General features: G+C 73.1%; 26 protein-coding genes. 15 read left to right on the top strand and 11 right to left on the bottom strand.

Translation table 11 applies throughout. The features are described 5' to 3' along the window. Window positions 1-67 precede the first annotated feature (67 nt). Window positions 68-289 (bottom strand): hypothetical protein, encoded by a 222-nt coding sequence (locus ACWFR1_RS36990; protein WP_453559629.1) that lies wholly within the window; start codon window positions 287-289, stop codon window positions 68-70. A gap of 12 nt (window positions 290-301) precedes the next feature. Next, entirely contained in the window at window positions 302-1,561 is a 1,260-nt protein-coding gene (locus tag ACWFR1_RS36985; protein ID WP_453559626.1) for an anion permease, read from the bottom strand. A gap of 420 nt (window positions 1,562-1,981) precedes the next feature. On the opposite strand from ACWFR1_RS36985, the gene ACWFR1_RS36980 reads away from it, so the two are divergent. Together ACWFR1_RS36980 and ACWFR1_RS36975 are read left to right on the top strand one after the other, a co-directional pair. Further along, entirely contained in the window at window positions 1,982-3,109 is a 1,128-nt protein-coding gene (locus ACWFR1_RS36980; RefSeq protein ID WP_453559624.1) for an alpha/beta hydrolase, read from the top strand. Window positions 3,110-3,313: 204 nt separating this feature from the next. After that, complete coding sequence (locus ACWFR1_RS36975; RefSeq protein ID WP_453559621.1) at window positions 3,314-4,717, top strand: hypothetical protein; 1,404 nt, start codon at window positions 3,314-3,316, stop codon at window positions 4,715-4,717. Window positions 4,718-4,784: 67 nt separating this feature from the next. Here the strand turns inward: ACWFR1_RS36975 and ACWFR1_RS36970 are convergent, their stop codons facing one another. Together ACWFR1_RS36970 and ypfJ are read right to left on the bottom strand one after the other, a co-directional pair. Continuing rightward, window positions 4,785-5,186: a VOC family protein gene (locus tag ACWFR1_RS36970; protein ID WP_453559618.1), complete on the bottom strand. Its 402-nt coding sequence runs from the start codon at window positions 5,184-5,186 to the stop codon at window positions 4,785-4,787. A gap of 68 nt (window positions 5,187-5,254) precedes the next feature. Beyond that, entirely contained in the window at window positions 5,255-6,145 is an 891-nt protein-coding gene (ypfJ, locus tag ACWFR1_RS36965) for a KPN_02809 family neutral zinc metallopeptidase (RefSeq protein ID WP_453559615.1), read from the bottom strand. Window positions 6,146-6,420: 275 nt separating this feature from the next. Between ypfJ and ACWFR1_RS36960 the strand changes: the two genes are divergently transcribed. From ACWFR1_RS36960 to ACWFR1_RS36950, 3 genes are all read left to right on the top strand, one after another. Next, window positions 6,421-8,019: an ABC-F family ATP-binding cassette domain-containing protein gene (locus ACWFR1_RS36960; protein ID WP_024756250.1), complete on the top strand. Its 1,599-nt coding sequence runs from the start codon at window positions 6,421-6,423 to the stop codon at window positions 8,017-8,019. Between the two features lie 376 nt (window positions 8,020-8,395). Further along, a complete protein-coding gene (locus ACWFR1_RS36955; protein WP_024756249.1) occupies window positions 8,396-8,617 on the top strand; it encodes a helix-turn-helix domain-containing protein in 222 nt (73 codons plus the stop codon). Between the two features lie 131 nt (window positions 8,618-8,748). Then, on the top strand, window positions 8,749-9,549 hold the full coding sequence (locus ACWFR1_RS36950) for an enoyl-CoA hydratase/isomerase family protein (RefSeq protein ID WP_453559612.1): 801 nt from the start codon (window positions 8,749-8,751) through the stop codon (window positions 9,547-9,549). A gap of 18 nt (window positions 9,550-9,567) precedes the next feature. On the opposite strand, the gene ACWFR1_RS36945 is transcribed toward ACWFR1_RS36950, so the two are convergent. After that, complete coding sequence (locus ACWFR1_RS36945) at window positions 9,568-10,236, bottom strand: hypothetical protein (protein ID WP_453559610.1); 669 nt, start codon at window positions 10,234-10,236, stop codon at window positions 9,568-9,570. A 93-nt stretch (window positions 10,237-10,329) separates the two neighbouring features. Here ACWFR1_RS36945 and ACWFR1_RS36940 point away from each other — a divergent pair, with 93 nt between their 5' ends. The 5 genes from ACWFR1_RS36940 (at window position 10,330) to amaP (ending at window position 12,682) form a co-directional block, all read left to right on the top strand. Further along, window positions 10,330-10,806 carry an Asp23/Gls24 family envelope stress response protein gene (locus tag ACWFR1_RS36940; protein WP_453559607.1) on the top strand — a complete coding sequence of 159 codons (477 nt, stop codon included), beginning with the start codon at window positions 10,330-10,332 and terminating at the stop codon, window positions 10,804-10,806. A 99-nt stretch (window positions 10,807-10,905) separates the two neighbouring features. Then, window positions 10,906-11,097, top strand: coding sequence for a hypothetical protein (locus tag ACWFR1_RS36935; RefSeq protein WP_024756245.1), 192 nt, complete (start codon window positions 10,906-10,908; stop codon window positions 11,095-11,097). Window positions 11,098-11,103: 6 nt separating this feature from the next. Continuing rightward, a complete protein-coding gene (locus ACWFR1_RS36930; protein ID WP_453559605.1) occupies window positions 11,104-11,448 on the top strand; it encodes a hypothetical protein in 345 nt (114 codons plus the stop codon). Next, on the top strand, window positions 11,445-12,089 hold the full coding sequence (locus ACWFR1_RS36925; RefSeq protein ID WP_453559603.1) for a DUF6286 domain-containing protein: 645 nt from the start codon (window positions 11,445-11,447) through the stop codon (window positions 12,087-12,089). Before ACWFR1_RS36930 ends, ACWFR1_RS36925 begins: the two co-directional genes overlap by 4 nt. Before the next feature lie 5 nt (window positions 12,090-12,094). Beyond that, window positions 12,095-12,682 carry an alkaline shock response membrane anchor protein AmaP gene (amaP, locus tag ACWFR1_RS36920; protein ID WP_453559601.1) on the top strand — a complete coding sequence of 196 codons (588 nt, stop codon included), beginning with the start codon at window positions 12,095-12,097 and terminating at the stop codon, window positions 12,680-12,682. A gap of 73 nt (window positions 12,683-12,755) precedes the next feature. On the opposite strand, the gene ACWFR1_RS36915 is transcribed toward amaP, so the two are convergent. The 6 genes from ACWFR1_RS36915 to ACWFR1_RS36890 form a co-directional block, all read right to left on the bottom strand. Further along, a complete protein-coding gene (locus tag ACWFR1_RS36915) occupies window positions 12,756-13,526 on the bottom strand; it encodes an SDR family oxidoreductase (protein ID WP_453559598.1) in 771 nt (256 codons plus the stop codon). Window positions 13,527-13,530: 4 nt separating this feature from the next. Further along, the gene (locus tag ACWFR1_RS36910) at window positions 13,531-15,321 is read right to left on the bottom strand and encodes a glycoside hydrolase family 15 protein (RefSeq protein ID WP_453559595.1); all 1,791 of its coding nucleotides are present in this window, start codon (window positions 15,319-15,321) and stop codon (window positions 13,531-13,533) included. Between the two features lie 34 nt (window positions 15,322-15,355). Next, window positions 15,356-16,204 (bottom strand): SURF1 family cytochrome oxidase biogenesis protein, encoded by an 849-nt coding sequence (locus ACWFR1_RS36905; protein WP_453559592.1) that lies wholly within the window; start codon window positions 16,202-16,204, stop codon window positions 15,356-15,358. Between the two features lie 125 nt (window positions 16,205-16,329). Then, window positions 16,330-16,563, bottom strand: a complete 234-nt coding sequence (locus tag ACWFR1_RS36900) for a hypothetical protein (protein ID WP_189505659.1) — start codon at window positions 16,561-16,563, stop codon at window positions 16,330-16,332. 63 nt (window positions 16,564-16,626) lie between these two features. Then, the gene (locus ACWFR1_RS36895; RefSeq protein ID WP_453559590.1) at window positions 16,627-17,625 is read right to left on the bottom strand and encodes a DEDDh family exonuclease; all 999 of its coding nucleotides are present in this window, start codon (window positions 17,623-17,625) and stop codon (window positions 16,627-16,629) included. Then, on the bottom strand, window positions 17,622-18,311 hold the full coding sequence (locus ACWFR1_RS36890; protein ID WP_453559587.1) for a TetR/AcrR family transcriptional regulator: 690 nt from the start codon (window positions 18,309-18,311) through the stop codon (window positions 17,622-17,624). Before ACWFR1_RS36890 ends, ACWFR1_RS36895 begins: the two co-directional genes overlap by 4 nt. Window positions 18,312-18,420: 109 nt before the next feature. Here ACWFR1_RS36890 and ACWFR1_RS36885 point away from each other — a divergent pair, with 109 nt between their 5' ends. From ACWFR1_RS36885 to ACWFR1_RS36865, 5 genes are read left to right on the top strand one after another with little or no spacing between them, the layout of a single operon-like run. Then, window positions 18,421-19,218 (top strand): acetoacetate decarboxylase family protein, encoded by a 798-nt coding sequence (locus ACWFR1_RS36885; RefSeq protein WP_453559584.1) that lies wholly within the window; start codon window positions 18,421-18,423, stop codon window positions 19,216-19,218. Beyond that, window positions 19,218-20,132 (top strand): SDR family NAD(P)-dependent oxidoreductase, encoded by a 915-nt coding sequence (locus tag ACWFR1_RS36880; protein WP_453559581.1) that lies wholly within the window; start codon window positions 19,218-19,220, stop codon window positions 20,130-20,132. The genes ACWFR1_RS36885 and ACWFR1_RS36880 overlap by 1 nt, the downstream gene beginning before the upstream one ends. Before the next feature lie 12 nt (window positions 20,133-20,144). Beyond that, on the top strand, window positions 20,145-21,434 hold the full coding sequence (locus ACWFR1_RS36875) for an amidohydrolase family protein (protein ID WP_453559578.1): 1,290 nt from the start codon (window positions 20,145-20,147) through the stop codon (window positions 21,432-21,434). Next, on the top strand, window positions 21,434-22,666 hold the full coding sequence (locus tag ACWFR1_RS36870) for an amidohydrolase family protein (protein ID WP_453559575.1): 1,233 nt from the start codon (window positions 21,434-21,436) through the stop codon (window positions 22,664-22,666). The genes ACWFR1_RS36875 and ACWFR1_RS36870 overlap by 1 nt, the downstream gene beginning before the upstream one ends. Before the next feature lie 24 nt (window positions 22,667-22,690). After that, window positions 22,691-23,416 (top strand): VIT1/CCC1 transporter family protein, encoded by a 726-nt coding sequence (locus ACWFR1_RS36865; RefSeq protein ID WP_453559573.1) that lies wholly within the window; start codon window positions 22,691-22,693, stop codon window positions 23,414-23,416. Window positions 23,417-23,507 lie beyond the last annotated feature (91 nt).

Genomic DNA, 23,507 nt, shown 5'->3' with positions numbered 1-23,507 from the left:
GCCGGCACCCGAAGGTGCGGACCGCCCGGCCGCCGTACGGAAAAGCCGTACGGAAAGAAGGGGACCGTCAGGCGACGATCAGGTAGATGCCGTACGCCACGGCCGCCAGGCACGCGGCGAAGCAGGCGTAGGCGCCGGTCCGGGCCATCGGGGCCGAACCGCCCTGGGCCGAGGCCTGTTCCTGCTTGGAGAGGCCGACGATGCCGAGGGTGAAGAGGCCTACGAGGGCGACGGTCGCCACGAGGCTGACTCCGAAGACGGAGCCGAGAGCTGCCCAGTCGATCTTCATGTCGTTGGTTCCTTACACCGCTGCGGCGGGGGCCTGGGGGGCGGCCGGGTCCGTGGGAACCGGCGAGGGGATGGTCGTCTTGAGGTCCTCGTCCGCGACGGCGGCGACGGAACCGGCCGCCGGCGGGGTGACCGCCGCGATGGCGGTGGTCACGACACCCGCGGGCTCGGTCTCGACGTCGTTGACGTTGGTGTGGTCGACCACCTGGCGGCGGGAGATGACCCAGATGGCGAGGCAGGAGGCGACCAGGAAGGCGGCGACGGTGTAGACGCCCCAGTCGCCCTGGCGGGCGACGAACTCGGCACCCGCGGCGACCAGGCCGGCGGCCGGCAGGGTCAGGCCCCAGGCCACGAACATGCGGGTGGCGGTCGACCAGCGGACGACACCGCCCTTGCGGCCCAGGCCCGCGCCCATGACGGCGCCGGAGCAGGAGTGCGTGGTCGAGAGGGAGAAGCCCAGGCTGGAAGAGGCCAGGATGACCGTGGCCGCGCCGGTCTGGGCGGCGAAGCCCTGCTGCGGCTGGAGGTCGGTGAGGCCCTTGCCCATCGTGCGGATGATGCGCCAGCCGCCGAGGTAGGTGCCGAGCGCGATCGCCGTGCCGGCGGAGACGATGACCCAGACCGGCGGGTTGGAGCCGGGCGCGAGGGTGCCGCCGGCGACCAGGGCGAGGGTGATGATGCCCATCGTCTTCTGGGCGTCGTTGGTGCCGTGGGCGAGGGAGACGAGACCGGCGGAGGCGATCTGGCCCGCCCGGTAGCCCTTCTCGGTCGTCTTCTTGTCGGCCTTCTTGTCCAGGCGGTACGTCAGACGGGTGGCGAGCATCGCGGCCAGGCCGGCGACGATCGGGGCGGCGATCGCCGGGATGAGCACCTTGCTGACGACGACCCCGCCGTTGACGCCGTTGACGCCGATGGAGGCGATGGTCGCGCCGATGAGGCCACCCATCAGGGCGTGGGAGGAGCTGGACGGCAGTCCGACCAGCCAGGTCACCAGGTTCCAGAGGATCGCGCCGACGAGCGCGGCGAGGATGACTTCGGGTTGGATGCCCTCCTCGTTGACGAGCCCCTTGGAGATCGTCTTGGCGACCTCCACGGACAGGAACGCGCCGACCAGGTTCAGCACGGCGGACATGGCCACCGCCGTCTTGGGCTTCAGCGCACCGGTCGAGATGGTCGTGGCCATCGCGTTCGCGGTGTCGTGGAAACCGTTCGTGAAATCGAACACGAGAGCTGTCACGACCACAATGGCGAGCAGCAGCGTGATGTGTTCCATTTACCCAGGCAATCGTTTGACGTCAGTGGCTCGACGAACGTAGGCAACCTGGGTGAACGGAAGGTGAACTGAGGCGGGCGGCATGGTGTCCCCATCCGGTGTCAAGTGATTCCGCTTAGCCCCCCGCCGGAGCGCGTGTCCACGATGCGGTCACCCTGAGACCCCCGGTAATCCGGGCCCGCAGGGGCCACCGGAGACCCGGCCCGGTCCGTCTCCCGCCGCCCCGTTCCGCCCCCTGGACCGAACCATCCGGCCGGGGGACCCCGGTGAGGAGACCCATGTCACTCGCCCGAGGGCCCGGACGCTCCCCGGAGATGCCCGGGGGTCCCCCCCAGGTGCGAGGCCGCCGGGTACGAGGCCACGCACCCCGGCCGGGTCCGCCCGGTGGCAGGCAGCCCCGGTCCTGCCGACACTGGGAGCGTGCGCCCGGCTACAGCGACGGCAGCGGCCGTCACCACCCTGATCGGTGTCGGTGCGGCCGCGGTAGCGGCCGGCCGGTACGCCAGCGACGTCGCCCTCAAGGTGCCGTCCGGACGACCACTCCCGGGAGACCCCAGACTCACCGTGCACGCCACGGGACCCGAACGGATCACCCTCACCCGCAGTCTCGCCTCGCTGCGCCCCGGCACGTACGGGTTGGAGGCCCCCGGCCTGCACGCCGTCGTCGGCCCCGTCCTCGACCGGGTCCCGCACACCGCCGACACCGTCGTCCGCCGCCTCGAACGGGTCGAGCTCGGTGTCCTCGGCCCCGGCGCCCGCGTCCGCCTCACCCCCCAGCTCCACCGGGGCACGCCGATCAGCGCCCTCGGGCTCGCCCACGAGGACGTCGAGATCCCCGGCGAGCTCGGCCCCCTGCCCGGCTGGCTCATCGCCGGGCCGCGCACCACGTGGGTGATCGCGCTGCACGGCCTCGGCACCACCCGCGAGCACCCGCTGAACCTCGTCCCCTTCTTCAACCGGCGCCAGATCCCGGTCCTCGTCCCCACCTACCGCGGCGACGAGGGGGCACCCGCCTCCCCGGACGGTCTCGCCCACCTCGGCGACTCCGAGTGGCGGGACGTCGACGCCGCCATCCGCTACGCGATCCGCCGCGGCGCCGAGAAGGTCGTCCTGCACGGCTGGGGGACCGGCGCCTCGATGGCCCTGCGCGCCGCCGCCGAGTCGGGCGTACGGGACCGGATCAGGGGCCTCGTCCTCGACTCCCCGGTCCTGGACTGGGAGGCCACGCTCCGCAGCCTCGCCGCGGCCCGCCACGTCCCGGGGCCGCTGCTCCCGCTCGCCGTCCGCGCCGCCCAGGGCCGGACGGGGCCGCACGGGGACCGGCTCCAGGCCGCCACGGAACCGGGCGCCCTGCGCGTTCCGGTCCTCCTCCTGCACGGCCCCGACGACACGATCGCCCCCTGGGAGCCGTCCGTCGAGCTCGCCGCCCGCCGCCCGGATCTGGTCGGTCTGCAGACGGTCCGGCACGCCCCGCACGCGGCGATGTGGAACGCCGACCCGGTCCGCTACGAAGAGTCCCTCCGCCGCTTCCTCACCCCCCTGCTCTGACGGCGCGCGTGCCCTTGCCCTGATCGGCGCCCGCGCCCTTGCGCCGCCGACGCGTACCCCTTCCTCCACCGACCCGCACCCCCTTCCTCCACCGACCCGCACCTCCTTCCTCCGGCGACCCGCACCCCCCTCCTCCGGCGGCCGTTCTGACGGGGCTGCGGATTCCGATTGGGCTTTCGGGCCGTCAGCGGGAAGACTGCCCCCGTGACGTCTCGAAAGCCCGATGAACCATTGGCGCGCAACTCCAGACTCCGACTCGTCCGCCCCCGGGCGCTGGCCACCGCCCGACGGGCCGTGACGACCCGGCGCACCCGGCCGGCGCCGCGGCCGCCCGAGGGCACTCCGCCCCGCGCGGAGCTCGCCCGCCAGGCCCGGCACGTCCTCGCCGACGCCGTACGGATCGCCCGCTGGGCCGCCGTCGAGCGCGGTCCCGAATCCGCCCTCCGCGCCGGCACCGATCCCGCCCCCGCCCAGGAACGGGCCGCGGCCTCGCTCGACCTGACGCCCGTCCAGATCCGGGCCGGCTGGGACCGCGCCCGGCTCGCGGGGCTCGTCGAGCTCCACGGCGACACCGTCCGCCCCGGCTGGCGGCTGCACGCCTGGGACCGGGACGACTCCGCCGTCCTGCGCGGCTGGGTCGCCCTCTTCGACGCCTGGTCCCTGGTCCACCCGGCCCCCGAGGGCGTCGCGCCGAGCGCCGTCGCCGAGGTCGTCGAGGCCGTCCCACAGGTGCTCTCCCTGCTCCAGCTCTCCCAGGGCCCGGTCCTCGTCCCGGCCCTCCTCGACCTGCTCGGCCAGCGCGTCGAGGAGCTGCGCGAGGAGCGCTGCGAGGTCCCGGTGACCGAACAGACCCCCGAGCCGGCTCCCGGCACATACGGGCTCCCCGCCCTCCTCGACTGGGCCCTGGAAGGCCTGGCGGCCGTCGGCGCGCTCACCCTCGACCCCGGCGCGGACGCCCGGCACGCCACCCTGACCCCGCTCGGCAACTGGGCGGTCTGGGTCAAGCTGGAGCAGATCTGCGTCGCCGCCCAGAGCCCCGCGGGCAACATCGAGCAGTCCGCCGAGGACATGCTCCGCGGCTGCGCCCGGCTCACCCCCGGCCCGGCCCGCGCCGAGTACCGCGCCTGGCTCGCGGCCCGCACGCTCTCCAGCGCCGTGGCCGAACTCCTCGCCGTCGCCCGGGGCGAGGACGCCCTCCTGCGCGGCCTCGCCTTCGAGGCGCTGCGGGTCGTCGGAGCCCCCGCGGAGGCCGACGTCCGGGCCACCGTCGCCGAGCCCTCCCTGCGCCCGTACGCGCTGCTGTGGCTGGCGGAGTACGAGGGCGCCGACCCCGACGACGCGCAGGAGGTCCTCACCCGTGAGGAGGCCACCTGGCTCTGGGTCGACACGGCGGCGGCGGTCGCCGACCACGGGGAGAGCGAGCTGCTCGTGCGCCACCTCGAATCCGCCGTCCAGGGGACCGTCCCGGCGCTGCTCGACGAGGTCAGGGCCGTCGGCCACCCGCGGACCGTCCAGGTCCTGGTCGCCCTGGCCGCCGCCCACCCGGACCCGGCCCTGTCCAAGGCGGTCCGCAGGGCCGCCTTCCAGGTCCACACCGGCGGCGCCTGACACCGGGGGGTGCCGGGCGGATCGCGTCCGCGGCGCCCGACCCCCCCGTACGACGTCCCGCCAGCGACTACTCCGCGGCGCCGGGGGTGTACGTCCCGAAGCTCCAGATGTTGCCCTCGCCGTCCCGGGCCATGTAGTCCCGGGAGCCGTACTCCTGGTCCTTGGGCGGCATGACGATCTCGACGCCGTGGGCGACGGCCCGCGCGTGGTGCTCGTCCACGTCGTCCACGTGCACGAAGACGCCCACGGGGCCCGCGCCGGCCATCAGCTTGTCGAACTCGCTGCCCGTGCCCCTGCTGCCGAGCATCACCATGCCGTTCCCGTACGCGAGCTCGGCATGCGCGACCAGCCCGTCCTCGGCCTCGTACACGGCGCTCGCCGTGAAGCCGAAGCCCTCCGTGAGCAGCTTGATCGCGCCCTTCGCGTCCTCGTACGTCAGCGTCGGACAGATATGGGGTGCCTCAGCCATCCCGATCACTTCCTCTCGATTCAGCCGAATGTGACCTGGATCTCAGTCTTGCAGCCCGCGCCGACAACTCAGCGGAAGGTGTTGCACTGGGCCATGTCGCCGGTCCTGTACCCCCGGTAGAACCACTGCTGCCGCTGCGCCGCCGAGCCGTGCGTCCAGCTCTCCGGGGTCACCCGGCCCTGGAACCTCTCCTGGATCCGGTCGTCGCCCACCGCGGCCGCCGCGTCGAGACCGTCCCGGATGTCCTCGTCCGTGAGCCGGGTCAGCAGCAGCCGGCCCGTCTTCTCGTCCGGGGTGGTCGTCGCGTGCCGGGCCCAGACCCCGGCGTAGCAGTCGGCCTGGAGCTCGACCCGGACGGCATTGGAGTTCGCGCCGGTCCTGCCGTCCTGGGCGCGGCCGAGGGTCCCCATCAGGTTCTGGACGTGGTGGCCGTACTCGTGCGCCACCACGTACGCCTGGGCGAAGGGTCCGCCGCTCGACCCGAACTTGGTCCGCAGCTCCTCGAAGAAGCCCAGGTCCAGATAGACCTGCCGGTCGCCGGGGCAGTAGAAGGGGCCGACGGCCGAGGTCGCCGAGCCGCACGCGGTCCCGACCCGCTGGGTGAACATCACCGTGGAGGCGCTCCCGTAGGTCCCGCCCCGCCGCGCGTACTCGGTCCGCCAGAAGTCCTGGACGCTGTTGACGACGGCGACGATCCGGCAGTCCTCACGGGTGTTGGCGTCCGAGCCCTTCTTGCAGGTCTGGTTCACCTGGGCCGCGCCGGAGGAGGTCGCGACCGGTTGGTCGCCGCCGTCGGAGAGCCCGAGCTGATCGGGGCCGACGCCGAAGAGCACGCCCAGGATCAGCGCGATGAAGCCGATGATGCCGCCGCCGACCGTGGCCTTGCCGCCCGGGATGCGACTGCTCCGGACGTCCTTGACCTCCGAGGTGTCCAGGTCGGCGTCGTCGTCGAACTGCACGGTCCACCACCCTCCGCGTCACTGTCGCGGCAGTGGCCGCCGCCCTGCGCCGAGTATCGGTCGATCTTCGCCCTCTCGCCCCTTTTGCGAGATAGATGAGAGATGGAGGGAGATGTGAGAAAGCTCCGATCTCGCCGCAAGGCACCCACATGGCCGAAAACCAGTTGCAGGAGCCCGTTAGACTGGCCGTATGGCCACTCTCCCCGTGCATTAGCGGCGTCGAAGCCCGTCAGCAACCGTCCTTCCGCCGTTTCCCACCGCCCTGGAGTCTGTCCGTGATCACCGCCACCGGCATCGAGCTGCGCGCCGGCGCCCGCGTCCTCCTCGAGTCCGCTTCCTTCCGCGTCGCCAAGGGCGACCGCATCGGCCTCGTCGGCCGCAACGGAGCGGGTAAGACCACCCTCACCAAGTGCCTCGCGGGCGAGGGCCAGCCGGCCGCCGGCGCCATCGCCCGCTCCGGCGAGGTCGGCTACCTCCCGCAGGACCCGCGCACCGGTGACCTGGACGTCCTGGCCCGCGACCGCATCCTCTCCGCCCGCGGCCTCGACACCCTCCTCAAGAAGATGCGGGCGAACGAGGAGCGCATCGCGACCGGCTCCGGCGGCACCCGCGACAAGGCCATGCGGCAGTACGAGCGCCAGGAGACGGAGTTCCTGACCAAGGGCGGTTACGCGGCCGAGGCCGAGGCCTCCACCATCGCCGCCGCCCTCGGTCTGCCCGACCGGGTCATGGGCCAGCCGCTGCACACCCTCTCCGGTGGTCAGCGCCGCCGCGTCGAGCTCGCCCGGATCCTCTTCTCGGACGCCGACACGCTCCTCCTCGACGAGCCGACCAACCACCTCGACGCCGACTCCATCGTCTGGCTGCGCGACTACCTGAAGACCTACCGCGGTGGCTTCATCGTCATCTCCCACGACGTCGACCTCGTCGAGACCGTCGTCAACAAGGTCTTCTACCTGGACGCCAACCGCACCACGATCGACGTCTACAACATGGGCTGGAAGCTCTACCAGCAGCAGCGCGAGGCCGACGAGAAGCGTCGCAAGCGCGAGCGGCAGAACGCCGAGAAGAAGGCCGCGTCCCTCAACTCGCAGGCCGACAAGATGCGCGCCAAGGCCACCAAGACCGTCGCCGCGCAGAACATGGCCAAGCGCGCCGAGCGCCTGCTCTCCGGCCTGGAGGCCGTGCGCGCCTCCGACAAGGTCGCCAAGCTCCGCTTCCCGGACCCCGCGCCCTGCGGCCGCACCCCGCTGACCGCCGAGGGGCTCTCCAAGTCCTACGGCTCGCTCGAGATCTTCACCGACGTGGACCTCGCCATCGACAAGGGCTCCCGCGTCGTCATCCTCGGCCTCAACGGCGCGGGCAAGACGACCCTGCTGCGGCTCCTCGGCGGTGTCGAGAAGCCCGACACGGGCCAGGTCACCCCGGGCCACGGCCTGAAGCTCGGCTACTACGCCCAGGAGCACGAGACGCTCGACCCCGAGCGGACCGTCCTGGAGAACATGCGCTCCGCCGCGCCCGACCTCGACCTCGTCGCCGTCCGCAAGACCCTCGGTTCCTTCCTCTTCTCCGGCGACGACGTCGACAAGCCGGCGGGCGTGCTCTCCGGTGGGGAGAAGACCCGTCTCGCGCTCGCGACCCTGGTCGTGTCCTCGGCGAACGTGCTGCTCCTCGACGAGCCGACGAACAACCTCGACCCGGCCAGCCGCGAGGAGATCCTCGGCGCCCTGCGGACGTACAAGGGCGCGGTCGTCCTCGTCACCCACGACGAGGGCGCGGTCGAGGCGCTCGACCCGGAGCGGATCATCCTGCTCCCGGACGGCGTCGAGGACCTGTGGGGCGCGGACTACGCGGACCTCGTGGCCCTGGCCTGACCCGGCCCCCGGCTCCGGAATCGCCCGCGGGCGTGTTCCGGGGCCCGAAGTGATCATTCAGGGCTGGATCATTCGGCTCATGGGTGATCCTTCATCTGAGTGAGGGCGTCTCGTACACCCCGGCGCGGTGCTCTGCCGAATCCTTCCGGCAGGCCCGCGCCGTACGTGTGTTCCCCCTGTGGCCTTGACCTGGCACTTCCCGCTCCGGGCGGCGCGGGGTCCGCTGTCCAACAGTGCGGAATTTGTCATTCCGGTCGTGGCGAGGGCGTGCTGCTCCCGCAACCCGGCGGCATGGACCTTGTCGAATGGGTGGCCAGGACGGCGGGGAGGGGTGATCATGAGAAGTCCAGAGCGCACTTCCCATGAGGAGGCACGGGTGGCCGAGACTCTGAAGAAGGGCAGCCGGGTGACCGGCGCCGCGCGCGACAAGCTCGCGGCAGACCTGAAGAAGAAGTACGACTCCGGTGCGAGCATCCGGGCGCTGGCCGAGGAAACCGGCCGCTCCTACGGATTCGTCCACCGGATGCTGAGCGAGTCCGGAGTCACGCTGCGTGGACGCGGCGGAGCGACACGGGGCAAGAAGGCAGCCTCGGTCTGAGTCATCGGGGCGGCTCGACCGGCCACCGGGTTCTCTCGGTGGCCACCCGGTCGACCTCACGGTCGGCCAGGTGGTTACTGTGCAGTCACTTAGCATCGACGCAAGTGCTGCACCGGAACCGGAGGCGCCCCATGACTACGCTCGACGACTCTGAGCTCGTATTCGACAAGGACGGTGTACGGCTCACCGTCGAGGACGCCGTTGCCACGGTGACCCTGACCAACCCGGCGAAGCGCAACGCTCAGTCTCCCGCTCTGTGGCGGGCGTTGACAGAAGCCGGCCGGTCGTTGCCCGGCAGCGTGCGGGTCGTGGTCCTGCGCGGAGAGGGAAAGTCCTTCTCCGCAGGGCTCGACCGGCAGGCGTTCACGCCCGAGGGCTTCGACGGAGAGCCGTCCTTCCTCGATCTCGCGCGCGGTTCTGACGAGGACCTCGACGCGGAGATCGCCACGTACCAGGAGGCGTTCACCTGGTGGCGCCGTAGCGACCTCGTGTCGATCGCGGCCGTCCAGGGGCACGCCATCGGTGCGGGCTTCCAGCTCGCCCTCGCCTGCGACCTGCGGGTCGTCGCCGAGGACGTGCAGTTCGCCATGCGTGAGACCAGCCTGGGTCTCGTCCCGGACCTGACCGGGACGCACCCGCTCGTCTCGCTCGTCGGCTACGCCCGCGCGCTGGAGATCTGCGCCACCGGCCGCTTCGTCCACGCGGAGGAGGCCGAGCGCATCGGTCTCGCCAACATCGCCGTGCCCGCGGAGGAGCTCGACGCGACGGTACGGGACTTGAGCGCCGCCCTGCTCGCGGCGCCGCGCGCCGCGGTCAACGAGACCAAGGCGCTCCTCCAGGCCGCCGCCGGCCGCTCGTACGAGGAGCAGCGCACCGCCGAGCGCGCCGCCCAGGCCCGCCGTCTGCGCGATCTCGCGGGCCTCGGCGACTGACGCTCCCCGGCGCGGTTCCTACCGCAGCTCCGAGACCAGCACCGTGACCGCCGTCGCCTCCTTGGTGGCGGCGGTCACGGCGTTCCGTACGGCACGGGCCACGTCCAGAGGGCGACGGCCCGCAGTCACGGCCAGCTCCACCCGCACCTGTCCTGCCGTCCGCCGGACCGGCGGGCCCACCGCGTCCGTCACGCCCGCCACGCCCTCGACCCGCAGTGCCGCGAGGGCCACGGGGTCGTCCGTCGCGGGCGAAGGTCGCCCGGGTGGGGGAGCGGCCGGCCCCGAATTCTCCGGTGCCGCGTCGAGCAGCTCCGTCACCCGGAGGTCCACGGCCGCCACCACCAGACCGAGCCCGTCCTCCGCCGCCGCGAGAAGGGCCGCGCGCAGCTCGTCGCCCAGCTCCGGCAGCGGGCGCCCGGCCACCGCCCCGAAGCCCGCCGAGATCCGCAGCCCGGGCGCGGTGTCCGGTTCGTCGCCCGGTGCGGTGTCCGGTTCGGCCTCCGCGCCCGGCCCGATCCGGAGCTCGCCCGGCACCACGCCCCGTACCGCCGCCGCGGCCCCGTCGAGCACCGTCCGTGCCGCGCGCTCCGTGATCCAGGCACCGTCCTCCGGTGCCCCGAGCGGCAGCAGCCTGCCGGGTGCGAGCCGGTCCCGTACCGCCGCCGTCCAACCCTCAGCCGTCGTCATTACCCCAGCCTGCCGTATCCCTGGAGCGAGACGGGGCAGCCGCCCTTAGTGTGGGCGAAGAACCCCGAAATATCCCAGAAGGGGCGAAATCTCATGACCGACAGTGCACACTCCGGTGCCACCACGGCCGACGAACCGCGTCGCACCTCCGTGACCAAGCGCGGCGGCGGCGCCCCGGCGTCCCGGGGCCGGACCACGATCGCCGACGGCGTCGTGGAGAAGATCGCCGGCCTCGCCGCACGCGATGTCGTCGGCGTCCACGCCATGGGCAGCGGCCTCTCCCGCACCTTCGGCGCCGTACGCGACCGCGTACCCGGCGGAGGCGGCGGCAAGGCGAGCGTCACCCGAGGGGTGAAGGCCGAGGTCGGCGAGGTGCAGACCGCGCTCGACCTGGAGATCGTCGTCGACTACGGCGTCTCCATCGCCGATGTCGCAGGCGATGTACGGGAGAACGTCATCGCCGCCGTGGAGCGGATGACCGGCCTCGAAGTCGTCGAGGTCAACATCGCGGTCAGCGATGTGAAGCTCCCGGACGAAGAAGAGGAAGAGCCGGAGCAGAGACTCCAGTAGCCGTCGGCGGCCCGTCCGCCGAACAGGCCTCGCGGGTCGAACAGGCCTCGCGGGCGCAACAGGTCTCGCGGGTCGAACAGGCCTCGAAAGGGGACAGTGATGAGCATGGCGGTGGTCGGCCTCGTGGCCGGTATGGCCCTCGGTTTCGCCGGGTACTTCGGCGGCTTCGGGGCGTTTCTGCTGGTCGCGGCCTTGGGCGCGATCGGCTTCGTGGCCGGGCGTTTCCTCGACGGCGACCTCGAACCCGGCGACCTGTTCCGGGGCCGCGAGCGCGGCGACCGGCGGCGGTGACCCGGGGTGGCAGTGGACCCGGTACGTGACCGCGGGGCGACCACGATCGCCGACCGGGTCGTCGCGAAGATCGCCTCCCAGGGCGCGCGGGAGGCGCTGGGCGCCGTCCCCGAGGGGGGCTCGGCGCCGCACGCCTCGGTCGTCGTTCACCGGGACGTCGCCCGGGTCTCGGTGAGCCTCGAACTCGCCTACCCGTCCGACATCGGCCGCCAGTGCGGGGCCGTCCGGGGCCGGGTCCGCAGCCGGGTGGAGGACCTCGTCGGCATGGAGGTCCACGAGGTCTCCGTCCATGTGGAACGCCTCCACTCCGCGCACACGCGCCAGACCACCCCAAGGGGCCGCCTCTCATGACCACCACCCCGGACCCGGCCCCGGACCCGGTCCCCCCCGAGCCCGGCGAGGCCACGCCCCCCGACGCCGTACCCGTCCTCGCCGACACCGCCGGCCCCCCCGTGCGCCGCTTCTGGGCGGTGCGGCGCATCCCCGCCGCCGTGGTCGCGGCCGTCGTCCTCGGCGGGGCGGGGCTGCTGCTGTACGACGTGGCGGCCGTCCGGGCCGATCGCTCCGCCATGGCCTGGCGGCGCGAGCTCGCCGACGCGCTCGCGACCAAGCCCCTCGACAGCGCCACGGTCGTCACCGGCGCCGCCCTCGCCGTCCTGCTCGGTGCCTGGCTGCTGATCCTGGCCGCCACCCCCGGACTGCGCGCCGTCCTCCCCATGCGCCGTCAGCACGACGACGTACGGGCCGGGCTCGACCGGGAGGCCGCCGCCCTCGCCCTGCGCGACCGCGCCATGGAGGTCTCCGGCGTCCAGTCCGTCCGGGTCCGCGTCGGCCGCGCCAAGGTCGGCGTCCGGGCGGTCTCGCACTTCCGGGCGCTCGACGAGGTCCGCGCCGACGTGGAGACCGTCCTCACCACCGGCGTCGAAGAACTCGGCCTCGCCCGCCCGCCCGCGCTGGCGGTACGGGTGACCCGGCCGCCCAGGAAGGGGTGAACCCCGTGACGGTCGTCCTCCGGCGCGTCAACCGCGTCCTGCTCGGCCTCGCCGGGCTGCTCCTCGTCCTCGGCGGCGGCGCCGTCCTCGCCGCGGGCCTCGACCTGTCCGTACCGTCCTGGTGGCCCTGGTCAGGCCCCTCCGACGTCCTGCTCTCCGCCGCCGACCGGCAGCGGTGGCGCGACGAGGGCTGGTGGTGGCCGGTGGTCATCGCGGCCCTCGGGGTCGTCGTCCTGCTCGCCCTGTGGTGGCTGCTCGTCCAGTTCCGGCGGGCCCGGCTCCGCGAGGTCCTCGTCGACACCGGCGACGGCGAGGAGGCGATCCTGCGCGGCCGGGCCCTGGAGGCCGTCCTGGAGGCGGACGCCGCGGCCCAGGACGGCGTGGCCCGGGCCCGGGTCTCCCTCACGGGCCGCCGCGGCGCCCCCCGTACCCGCGTCGCGCTCCTCCTGGAGCCGCACGCCTCACCGGGGGACGCCCTGAGCGCCCTCAGCACCGAGGCCCTCGGCCCCGCCCGTACGTCCGCGGGGCTGCCCGCACTGCCGACGGAGGCCCGCCTGCGAGCGGTGAAGCACCGGGCCCGCAGGGTCACCTGAGCCTGAGCCTGAGCTTGAGCCCGAGCCCGAGCCCGAGCCCGAGCCCGAGCCCGAGCCCGAGCCCGGGTACACCTCAGAAGCCGCCGCGCGCTCCGCCGTCCACCGGCAGCATCAGCCCCGTCAGATACGAGGCGGCCGGCGAGAGCAGGAAGGCCGCCGTCCGGCCGAACTCCTCCGGGGTGCCGTAGCGGCGCAGCGGGATCGCGGCCTCGTTCGCCGCGCGGGCCGCGTCCGCGTCGCCGGAGAGCGCGTCGAGGGAGCGCACCCGGTCCGTGTCGATCCGGCTCGGCAGCAGCCCGATGACCCGGACCCCGCGCGGGCCCAGGTCGTTGGCGAGGGACTTGGCGAAGCCGGCGAGGCCGGGGCGCAGCCCGTTCGAGATGGTCAGGCCGGGGATCGGCTCGTGGACCGAGCCGGACAGGACGAAGCCGATGACGCCGCCCTCGGTGAGCGTCCCGGCCGCCGCGCGGGCCAGGCGGACGGCCCCGAGGAAGACGGTGTCGAAGGCGGCCGCCCACTGCTCGTCGGTGTTGTCGGCCGCGAAGCCCGGCGCCGGGCCGCCGACGCTGATCAGGATGCCGTCGAAGCCGCCGAAGCGCGCCCGCGCCTCGGCGATCAGCCGGTCGGGGGTGCCCGGATCGGCGTTGTCGGCGGCGATCCCGGCGACCCCTGCCGCGTCCGCGTCCGCGCCGAGCTCGGCCACCGCCTCCGCGACGGCCTTCTCCTCGCGCCCGGTGATCAGCACCTTCGCGCCCTCGGCGAGCAGCGCCTCCGCCGAGGCCCTGCCGAGCCCCCGCGTCGCGCCGGTCACCACGTACACACGGTCCTTCAGTCCAAGATCCATGGACCTATCCTGCCGGGTCCCGATCCTCCCGGGCCAGCGCGAAGGCGGTGCCCACGAGCCCGATGTGGCTGAAGGCCTGCGGGAAGTTCCCCAGCTGGCGGTGGGCCACCGGGTCGTACTCCTCCGCGAGGAGCCCCACGTCGCTGCGGAGGGCGACGAGCCGGTCGAAGAGCCGCCGCGCCTCCTCTGTCCTGCCGGTCAGCCGCAGCGCGTCCGCCAGCCAGAACGAGCAGACGAGGAACGTCCCCTCCTGCCCCGGCAGCCCGTCCACCGTGCCGGAGTCGGGGCTGTACCGGCGCAGGAACCCGCCGTGCAGCAGCTCCGCCATGACCGCGTCCACGGTTCCGAGCACCCGGGGGTCGTCCGGCGGCAGGAAACCGACCTGTGGGATGAGCAGCGTCGCGGCGTCCAGCTCCCGGGAGCCGTACGACTGGGTGAAGGTGTTCCGGTCGGGGTCGTACGCCTTCGCGCACACCTCGGCGTGGATCTCGTCGCGCATCGCCCGCCACCGCGCCGGGTCCCCCGGCAGCGAGGGGTCCGACTCCAGGGTGCGTACGGCACGGTCGGCGGCCACCCAGGCCATCACCTTCGAGTGGGTGAAGTGGCGGCGCGGTCCGCGCACCTCCCACAGGCCCTCGTCGGGGTTCCGCCAGGTCGACTCCAGGAAGCCGAGCAGGCTCAGCTGGAGGTTCCAGGCGTGCCGCTCCGGCGGGATCCCGGCCTCGCGCGCGCGGTGGAGCGAGTCCATGACCTCGCCGTACACATCGAGCTGGAACTGCTCCACGGCCGCGTTCCCGGTCCGTACGGGCGCCGAGTCGGCGTAGCCGCGCAGCCACGGCAGGGTCGTCTCGGGCAGCCGGCGCTCCCCGGCGGGGCCGTACATGATCTGGAGGTCCGCCGGGTCGCCCGCGACCGAGCGCAGCAGCCAGTCCCGCCAGGCGGCCGCCTCCTCGACGTACCCGGCGGCGAGCAGCGCGCCGAGGGTGAGGGAGGAGTCGCGCAGCCAGCAGGCGCGGTAGTCCCAGTTCCGTACGCCGCCGAGCTCCTCCGGCAGGGAGGTGGTGGGGGCGGCGACGATCCCGCCGGTCGGGGCGTACGTGAGCGCCTTGAGGGTGATGAGGGAGCGCAGCACCGCCTCCCGGTGGGGGCCCCGGTAGGTGCAGCGGGCCGACCACGCCCGCCAGTCCCCCAGGGAGAGCTCCAGGGCCTCGAAGGGGTCGACGAGGTCGGGGCGCGGCTCGTGGGAGGGGTGCCAGGTCAGGACGAAGGCGACCTTCTGGCCGGCGGCGACGGTGAAGGAGGAGCAGGTGGCGAACTGCTGGCCCCAGGTCTTCACGGGCGGCTCGCTGCGCAGCCAGACGGCGTCGGGCCCGGCGACCGCGACCCGGTGGCCGTCGGAGCGGCGCACCCAGGGCACGATCGAGCCGTAGTCGAAGCGCAGCCGCAGGACGGCGCTCATCTCGACGGTGCCGCTGACCCCCTCGACGATCCGCATCACGTCGGGTGACGCGTCCCGCTGGGGCATGAAGTCGACGACCTTGACGGTGCCCGTGCGGGTCGTCCAGAAGGTCTCCAGGACGAGGGAGTCCTCGACGTAGCGGCGGGTGGTGCAGACCGTGGCGCCCTTGGGCGCGATCCGCCAGTGGCCGTTGTTCTCGTCGCCGAGCAGCGCGGCGAAACAGGCGGCCGAGTCGAAGCGGGGCAGACACAGCCAGTCGATCGACCCGTCACGGCCGACGAGCGCGGCGGTCTGGAGATCGCCGATGAGGGCGTAGTCGTCGATACGTTGCGTCACGCTTTGGGCTGTTCCCGGAAGCGGCGGCCGTCAATCAGAGGGACGGGGTGGCCTGGATCGCAGCCGGGTCCCCGGCGGGGGCTTCCGGGCCGTCGTCGCCGTCCCCGGCCCCGTCGCCGGAGGCTCCGGTGCGGGCGGCGGCCTCCTGGTCGTGCTTCTCCCGGCGTACGAGGATCACCCAGCCGACGGGTACGCCGGCGGTGAAGAGCCACCACTGCACGGCGTACGCCATGTGCGCGCCGATCGAGTCGTGATCGGGCTCGGGGACCAGCTCGGGGGTGCCGCCGGCCGGCTCGGGGGCGGTCTGTTCGAGGTAGCCGCCGAGGACGTCGCGGCCGATGAGCGCGGCCTGCTGCTCGCTGTTGATCAGCATGACCTGGCGGTCCGGCAGACCCTTCAGGTCCTTGATGCCGCTGGCGCCGGTCGTCTCGTCCGCCTTCAGCCGGCCGGTGACGGTGACCTCGCCCTTGGGGGCGGGTGGCACCGGCGGGTACGCGCGCTGGTCGGCGGCGGCCGGCACCCAGCCGCGGTTGACCAGGACGACACGGCCGTCCCGGAGGACCAGCGGCGTCAGGACGAGGACGCCCTGCCGGTCGTCGGCGTTGGTGCGACGGCGGACGACCACCTCGTGGGCGGTGTCGAAGGTGCCGGTCGCGGTGACCTGCCGCCAGTAGTCGGCGCGCGGGACGGTGTGGCCGGGGGAGGTGAGCTCCTCGACCGGGAGCGGCTTCGCCTTGAGGTTGTCCGCGATCAGGGCGTTCTGGGCCACGCGGCGTTCGTGCCGGTGGAACTGCCAGAAGCCCAGCTCGATCATCGTGGGGATGAGAACGAGGCCGATGAGGGTGAGGATCACCCACTGCCGGGACAACAGGAAGCGGTACACCCCATGACGGTACAACTGCGGTCATGGGGTGCACGCGGCGGGGTTCGGCCGACCACGGTCCACCGGAAGGCCCTTCCGGACCCGACGGGGATCGTCGGACAGGCCCTGGCCCCAGGATCGTTTCCTCACACCCTGTCGACGATGCCCACCTTTCCCTCCGCGCGGGCGCAGTGGGCGCCGCAGTACCAGCTGCCCTCGCTCTCGACGCCCTGTCCGATGATCTGGACGCGGCAGTGCTCACAGATGGGCGCCATGCGGTGGATGGCGCACGAGAAGCAGTCGAAGACGTGCACCGCACCCTGGGCATGGACCTCGAAGGACATGCCGTAATCGTTTCCGCAGACCTCACAACGTGCCATGCGCCACAGGGTGGAGCTCCCGGCGGGCGGGCGCAGCGAGCCACGCCCACCCGGCCCCGCGCGTCACCCGTCTGCCGGGGCCACGTCCCGCAGCAGCTGCGTGTAGGCGGCCTCGTCGACGACCGGCGTACCGAAGGACCTGGCCTTCAGGGTCTTGGAGGTGTGCGCGTCGGGGTCGTTCGTGACGAGCAGGCTCGTCAGCCGGGAGACGCTGCCGGCGACATGGAGCCCGGCGTCGACCGTACGGTCCTCCAGGAGCTCGCGGTCGACGGAGGTGTCACCGGAGAAGGCGACCCGCATGCCCTGCTTGAGCGGCCGGTCCGTCTCGTACCGGCCCGGGTTGGGGTACGGGCAGGCGGGGCGCTTCCGCGAGGGGCGCCAGCTGTTCGCGCGGTACGCGGAGGAGGACGACGAGCCGTACGAGCCCTGGTGGCCGACCCGGGGCTGCGCAGGCGCGCCGACCCACTCCGTCAGCGGCCGGCACTCCAGGAGCGGTAGCCGGACGTTCCGCTCGGCCGCCGCGTGCAGGCTCGGCCGGAACGCCTCGGCGAGGACCCGCGCGTCGTCCAGCGCGTTGTGCGCGCGCCGCTGGACGACGCCGAAGTGCGCGGCGAGCGACTCCAGCTTGTGGTTGGGCAGCGGGAGCGACAGCTCCTTGGCGAGCGCGATCGTGCACAGCCGCTGCCGCACGGGTGCGGCGGACTCGGCGCGGGCGTACTCCCTGGCGATCATCTGCCAGTCGAACATCGCGTTGTGCGCGACGAGGACCCGGCCGTCGAGCCGGGTCGCGAACTCCGCCGCGATCTCCGGGAAGAGCGGCGCGCCCTCCAGGACGTCGCTGGTCAGCCCGTGGATCCAGACGGGACCGGGGTCGCGCTCGGGGTTGACGAGCGTGTACCAGTGGTCCTCGACGTTCCCCTGGGCGTCCAGCCGGTAGACGGCAGCAGAGACTATCCGGTCGTCGCGGGCGAGGCCGGTGGTCTCCACGTCGACGACCGCGTACCCCTGTGGGTAGGCGGCCGGCCACGTCGCTGCTGTCGTACGGTCGTCGAGCATGGTCAATGAGAATACGGCCCGCGACCGACAGTGCCGTCCCCGGTGCCCCCGGAGTCCCCGGCGGCCTGCGTGAGCAGACCGTCCACCAGGGCCCGTACCGAGTCGACGAACAGCGCCTCGGTGTCGATCGGCGCGGCCAGCGCGTGGGCCAGCTCGGGGTCGGCGTCGGAGTCGGTGCCCCCGGTCTCCGCGCGCCACAGCTCCTCCTCGGCGGGGGACTGGGCGGGGGCCCGCTCGCGGTTGCGCTCCACCAGGACGTAGCCGACGACCTGGAACTGCAGCGCGCGGACGGCGCGCGCCGCGTGCGCCCCGCGCAGCCCCGCCGCGTGGGCCTCGTGGGCCAGGGCGCGCTGGGCCGGCAGGAACATCCGCTCCGTCAGGCCCCGTTCGTGGACCATCGCCACCAGGTGCGGGCGCTCGCGCAGGGCGCGGCGCAGCGCGCGGGCGACCGAGACGATCCGCTCGGCGGGGGTCGTCCCGCGCGGGCGGATCGTGCCGAGGTCGGTGACCGTGCGGGTGACGAGCGCGTCGAGGAGCGATTCGCGGTTGCCGACGTGCCAGTAGATGGACGTGACGGCCGTGCCCAGCTCGGCGGCGAGCCTGCGCATGGTCAGGGCGGCCGGCCCGTGCTCCCTCACCAGCGCGGCCGCGGTGTCCAGGACTTCGTCACGGCTCAGCGCCGAGCGTGCCATTGCTTCCCCCAACTCCCTTAGCGTGCACGGGTCTTTACCCTTCATCGGTGACGGTGTAACTGTGTTACAGGCCGAGTGGCCGGCCGACTGTCCCGAAGGGTGATACGTCATGGCACGAGTACGGTACGGGGCGCGCACCGAAGCCGAAGCCGCCGCGGCACGCGAGCGGAGTTCCCGCCTCCCCGACATCTGGTCCACCGGAGTGGTCGCCGTCTGGGAGACCGACCCCGACGTCGTCGCGGCGATCCTGCCGCCCCCGCTGAAACCCACCGCGCGCCCGCTCGTCCGCGCCAACATCAGCCAGGTCGACCTGCCCGGCTATCCCCTCGGCGCCGGCTCCGTGGCGGTCGCCGCCGCCCACGGCGACCGCGAGGGCTGGTACCCGCTGGTCATGCCGATGACCCACGAGCGCGCCCTGATCGGCGGTCGCGAGGTCTTCGGCGAGCCGAAGAAGCTGGGCGAGGTCACGGTCGAGCGCGAAGGGCTCGTCGTCCGCGCGTCCCTCGCCCGGCACGGCATCGCCTTCGTCGAGGTGCGCGGCGCCGTCTCCGGCGCCCTGCCGCTGCCGGAACCCGTCGAGAAGACCGACTTCTACTTCAAGTTCCTTCCGGGCGTCGACGGCACCGGCTTCGACGGCGACCCCGTCCTCGTCCACTGCGTCCGCAACGAGAAGGTGCGGAAGCTGGAGCGGGTCACCGGTGACGTGATCCTGCGCGAGTCCATGTACGACCCGGTGGCCGACCTCCCCGTACGCCGGCTCGTCGAGATCACGATCGGCGAGAAGACCACCGACCAGAAGGGCACGGTCGCCGAACGCGTCTCCGCGCAGGCGCTGCTGCCCTACATCCACCAGCGGTACGACGACCCGCTGCAGATCCTCGACGGCCCCCCGGAAGGGAGCGTCTGATGGAGCTGCGCGCGGGACAGGTCGCGGTCGTCACGGGCGCGGCGAGCGGCATCGGGCTCGCCATGGCCCGCCGCTTCGCCGCCGAGGGCATGGCCGTCGTCCTCGGGGACGTCGAGCCGGGCGCGCTCGCGGAGGCCGCCGACGAGCTGATGGCGGGCGGGGCGCAGATCCTCGCCCGGACGGTCGACGTCTCCGACCCCGACGAGGTCCGGGCGTTCGCGGACGCGGCGTACGACACCTTCGGCGCCGTCCACGTCCTCTGCAACAACGCGGGCGTCGGCTCCGGCGCCGAGGGCCGGATGTGGGAGCACGAGCCGAACGACTGGAAGTGGGCCTTCTCCGTCAACGTCTGGGGCGTCTTCCACGGCATCCAGGCCTTCGTCCCGCGGATGATCGCGAGCGGCGAGCCCGGCCACGTCGTCAACACCTCGTCCGCCGACGGCGGCATCGCCCCGCTGCCCACCGCCTCCGTGTACGCGGTCACCAAGGCGGCCGTCGTCACCATGACCGAGTCGCTCTACGCCCACCTCCGGGCCGAGCAGGCGCGCGTGGGCGCCTCCGTGCTCTTCCCCGGCCCGCACATGCTCCGCACCGGCCTGTGGGAGTCGCACCGCAACCGGCCCGAGCGGTTCGCGAAGGAGCGCCCGCGCAGGACCCCGTACCGCAGCCTCGACCAGTGGGAGGCCGCGATGAAGGAGGCCGGGCTGGACATCGCCTTCACCCCGGTGGAGGAGGTCGCCGAACTGGTCGTCGACGGCATCCGCGCCGACCGGTTCTGGATGTTGCCGGAGAGCGGGCACAGCGACGACCAGATCAGGGCGCGCTCGCGGTCGATGCTCGACCGCGCCAACCCGGCGTACCTGGAGAAGTTCATCCTCGACCGGGACACCTCCCGGGACAGCGACCGAGACTGAGGGGGCATCGACATGACGACGTACGAGGATCCGTATCTGATCATCTCCTCCGACTGCCACGCCGGACTGCCGACCGAGCGGTACCGGCCCTATCTGGAGTCCCGCCACCACCGCGCCTTCGACGAGTTCCTCGCCGGGCGCGACGCGCGCCGGGAGGCGATGACCCGCCTCGGCGTGCGCAACGAGGCCTTCGCCGACAAGTGGTTCCACGACAACGAGGAGGGCCTGCGCGGCGGCTGGGACGCCGCCCAGCGGCTCAAGGAGCTCGACGGCGACGGGGTCGCCGCCGAGGTCGTCTTCCCCGACGCGGACGCCGTCGACAGCCAGACGGCCGCCCCCTTCGGTGTCGGCCTCGGTCTCTCCGGCGACCAGGACCCGGTGCTCGGCATGGCGGGCGCGAAGGCGCACAACCGCTGGCTCGCCGAGTTCGTCGGCCAGAACCCGCGGCGGCACTGTGGGGTGGCGCTGCTCCCCGTCACCGCCGACCCCGCCGAGGTCGTCGCCGAGATCCACCGGGCCAAGGAGTCCGGGCTCGGCGCGCTCATGATCCCCTCGATGTGGGTCGACAAGGCCCCTTACCACGACCGGCGTTACGACCCGGTGTGGGCGGCCGCCGCCGAGACCGGCATGCCGGTCGTCACCCACTCGGGCGCCGCGCCCCGCGAGGAGTACGGCGACCACCTCGGGATCTACGTCTCCGAGGTCACCTTCTGGCCGGCCAGGCCGCTCTGGTTCCTGCTCTGGTCCGGAGTCTTCGAGCGCCACCCCGGCCTGAGGTTCGGGGTGGCCGAGTCCGGTTGCTGGTGGCTGCCCAACCTGCTCTGGTTCATGGACCGGCTCTACCTCGGCGCGCACGGCGGCAAGAAGCTGTCCCCGTTCGCGGAGCTGAAGCGGCCGCCGAGCGAGTACCTGGACCGGCAGGTCTTCATCTGCGCGACCAACACCAAGCGGCGCGAGCTCGCCCAGCGGTACGAGATCGGCGTCGACAACATCCTGTGGGGGTCCGACTTCCCGCACCCGGAGGGCACGTGGCCCGCCACGCGCGCGTGGCTGCGGAACACCTTCCACGACATCCCGGTCGAGGAGACACGGCGGATGCTCGGCCTGGCGGCGGCGGAGGTCTTCGGCTTCGACCTCCCCGCCCTCGAACCGATCGCCCGCCGCATCGGCCCCACCCCCGCCGACCTCGGCCAGCCGGCCGACCAGGCGGCGGTGGAGGCCTCCTGGGCCCGCTCCCGCGAGGTCGGCCGCCACTGGCTCACGGAGCACGACTTCCCGGTCCTGGGACAGGGGGCGAACTGATGGGCGGCCACGACAGGTACACCGTCATCTCCGCCGACTGCCACGCCGGCGCCGACCTCCTCGACTACCGGCCGTACCTGGAGAAGAAGCACCACGAGGCCTTCGACGCCTGGGCCGCCGACTACGTCAACCCGTACGAGGACCTGCTCGCCGACACCGCCGACCGGAACTGGAACTCGCGGCGCCGCCTGCGGGACCTGGAGGCCGACGGGATCGTCGCCGAGGTCGTCTTCCCCAACACCATCCCGCCGTTCTTCCCCACCGCCTCGCTGATGGCCCCGGCGCCGACCCGCGAGGAGTTCGAGCTCCGCTGGGCGGGGCTGCGCGCGCACAACCGCTGGCTCGCCGACTTCTGCGCCGACGCGCCGGGCCGCAGGGCGGGCGTGGCGCAGATCCTCCTCAACGACGTCGACGAGGCCGTACGCGAGATCCGCCGGGTCAAGGAGGCCGGACTGACCGGCGGGATCCTGCTGCCGGGCACCCCGCCGGGATCGGGCGTGCCCGAGCTGCACTCGGAGACGTACGACCCGATCTGGGCGGTCTGCGCGGAGCTGGGCGTGCCGGTCAACCACCACGGCGGCTCGGCCTCACCGCCGCTCGGCGACGAACCGGCCGCCCGGGCCGTCTTCATGGTGGAGACGACCTGGTTCTCCCACCGGGCCCTGTGGCACCTGATGTTCGGCGGCGCCTTCCGCCGTCACCCCGACCTCAAGCTCGTCCTGACGGAGCAGGGCTCCGGCTGGATCCCCGGGGTCATGGAGATGCTGGACTACTACCACGGACGCCTGGTCGCCGCGGCCTCCAAGGCCTCCACGGCCGAGTCCAAGTTCGGTGCCGGGCTCGCCGCGTCCATGGGCAAGGGCCCCAGCGAGGTCTGGCGCGACAACTGCTTCGTCGGCGCGAGCTTCATGCGCCCGCACGAGGTGCCGCTGCGCCACCGCATCGGCCTCGACAAGATCATGTGGGGCAGCGACTACCCGCACGACGAGGGCACCACCCCGTACTCCCGCGAAGGCCTCCGCATCGCCTACGCGGGCGTCCCGAGGGAGGAGGTCGCGGCCATGGTCGGGGGCAACGCCGCCCGCGTCTACGGCTTCGACCTCGGTCTCCTCGACCCTCTCGCCGCCGTCCACGGACCGGAGGTCGCGGAGATCGCCACGCCCCTGGAGAAGATCCCGGAGGAGGCGACCAGCCCGGCCTTCGCCCCGGGCGGGTCGGTCCGCGTCTGGTGACCCACCGGGTGCGAACCTCCTGACGTGACCGCACCCCCAGCACCCGGCGAAGCGCACGACGAGGCCCACGGCGGAGGCCTCGGCTCCCGTCTCAACTGGCTCCGGGCCGCCGTGCTCGGAGCCAACGACGGAGTCGTCTCCACCGCGGGCCTCGTCGTGGGTGTCGCGGGCGCCACGGAGTCCCAGGCGGCCCTGCTCACCGCGGGCCTCTCGGGGCTGCTCGCCGGGTCGATGTCCATGGCGGCGGGGGAGTACGTCTCCGTCTCCAGCCAGCGCGACTCGGAGAGGGCCGCGCTCGCCCAGGAGAGACGCGAGCTCCGGGACGAGCCCGAGGCGGAACTCGCCGAACTGACCGGCCTCCTGGCCGCCCGCGGGCTCTCCCCGGACGTGGCCCGCGAGGCCGCCGAACAGCTCACCGCGCGCGACGCCCTGCGCGCCCACGCGCGCGTGGAGCTGGGCATCGACCCCGACGACCTCACCAACCCCTGGCACGCGGCGGGCGCCAGCTTCCTCGCCTTCACCGTCGGCGCCCTGCTCCCGCTCCTCGCGATCGTCCTGCCGCCGGCCCCGGCCCGGCTCTGGGTCACGGTCGGCTCCGTCCTGGCGGCCCTCGCCCTCACGGGCTGGTGGAGCGCCCGCCTCGGCGGCGCCCCCGCGGGCCGCGCGATCCTCCGCAACATGGGCGGCGGGGCGCTCGCGATGGCGGTCACCTACGGAGCGGGCTCGCTCCTCGGGGCGGCCGGGATCTAGCTTGATCTTTAACCTGTGCGGCGTGGGCGAGGAGTGGTCGACTTCTTGTTCCGGGACGTGGCAGTGCCCGTCTTGCGGGGTGTGTGGACGT

This window comes from Streptomyces sp. NPDC055103, assembly GCF_053607625.1.
This window is presented reverse-complemented; position numbering and strand designations above follow the sequence as displayed.

What these genes read in the sequence shown, in the direction of transcription:
- ACWFR1_RS36990 (WP_453559629.1), bottom strand. Translation starts at nt 289, where the DNA reads ATGAAGATCGACTGGGCAGCTCTCGGCTCCGTCTTCGGAGTCAGCCTC.
- ACWFR1_RS36985 (WP_453559626.1), bottom strand. Translation starts at nt 1,561, where the DNA reads ATGGAACACATCACGCTGCTGCTCGCCATTGTGGTCGTGACAGCTCTC.
- ACWFR1_RS36970 (WP_453559618.1), bottom strand. Translation starts at nt 5,186, where the DNA reads ATGGCTGAGGCACCCCATATCTGTCCGACGCTGACGTACGAGGACGCG.
- ACWFR1_RS36950 (WP_453559612.1), top strand. Translation starts at nt 8,749, where the DNA reads ATGACTACGCTCGACGACTCTGAGCTCGTATTCGACAAGGACGGTGTA.
- ACWFR1_RS36945 (WP_453559610.1), bottom strand. Translation starts at nt 10,236, where the DNA reads ATGACGACGGCTGAGGGTTGGACGGCGGCGGTACGGGACCGGCTCGCA.
- ACWFR1_RS36940 (WP_453559607.1), top strand. Translation starts at nt 10,330, where the DNA reads ATGACCGACAGTGCACACTCCGGTGCCACCACGGCCGACGAACCGCGT.
- ACWFR1_RS36935 (WP_024756245.1), top strand. Translation starts at nt 10,906, where the DNA reads ATGAGCATGGCGGTGGTCGGCCTCGTGGCCGGTATGGCCCTCGGTTTC.
- ACWFR1_RS36925 (WP_453559603.1), top strand. Translation starts at nt 11,445, where the DNA reads ATGACCACCACCCCGGACCCGGCCCCGGACCCGGTCCCCCCCGAGCCC.
- ACWFR1_RS36915 (WP_453559598.1), bottom strand. Translation starts at nt 13,526, where the DNA reads ATGGATCTTGGACTGAAGGACCGTGTGTACGTGGTGACCGGCGCGACG.
- ACWFR1_RS36900 (WP_189505659.1), bottom strand. Translation starts at nt 16,563, where the DNA reads ATGGCACGTTGTGAGGTCTGCGGAAACGATTACGGCATGTCCTTCGAG.
- ACWFR1_RS36890 (WP_453559587.1), bottom strand. Translation starts at nt 18,311, where the DNA reads ATGGCACGCTCGGCGCTGAGCCGTGACGAAGTCCTGGACACCGCGGCC.
- ACWFR1_RS36885 (WP_453559584.1), top strand. Translation starts at nt 18,421, where the DNA reads ATGGCACGAGTACGGTACGGGGCGCGCACCGAAGCCGAAGCCGCCGCG.
- ACWFR1_RS36880 (WP_453559581.1), top strand. Translation starts at nt 19,218, where the DNA reads ATGGAGCTGCGCGCGGGACAGGTCGCGGTCGTCACGGGCGCGGCGAGC.
- ACWFR1_RS36875 (WP_453559578.1), top strand. Translation starts at nt 20,145, where the DNA reads ATGACGACGTACGAGGATCCGTATCTGATCATCTCCTCCGACTGCCAC.
- ACWFR1_RS36870 (WP_453559575.1), top strand. Translation starts at nt 21,434, where the DNA reads ATGGGCGGCCACGACAGGTACACCGTCATCTCCGCCGACTGCCACGCC.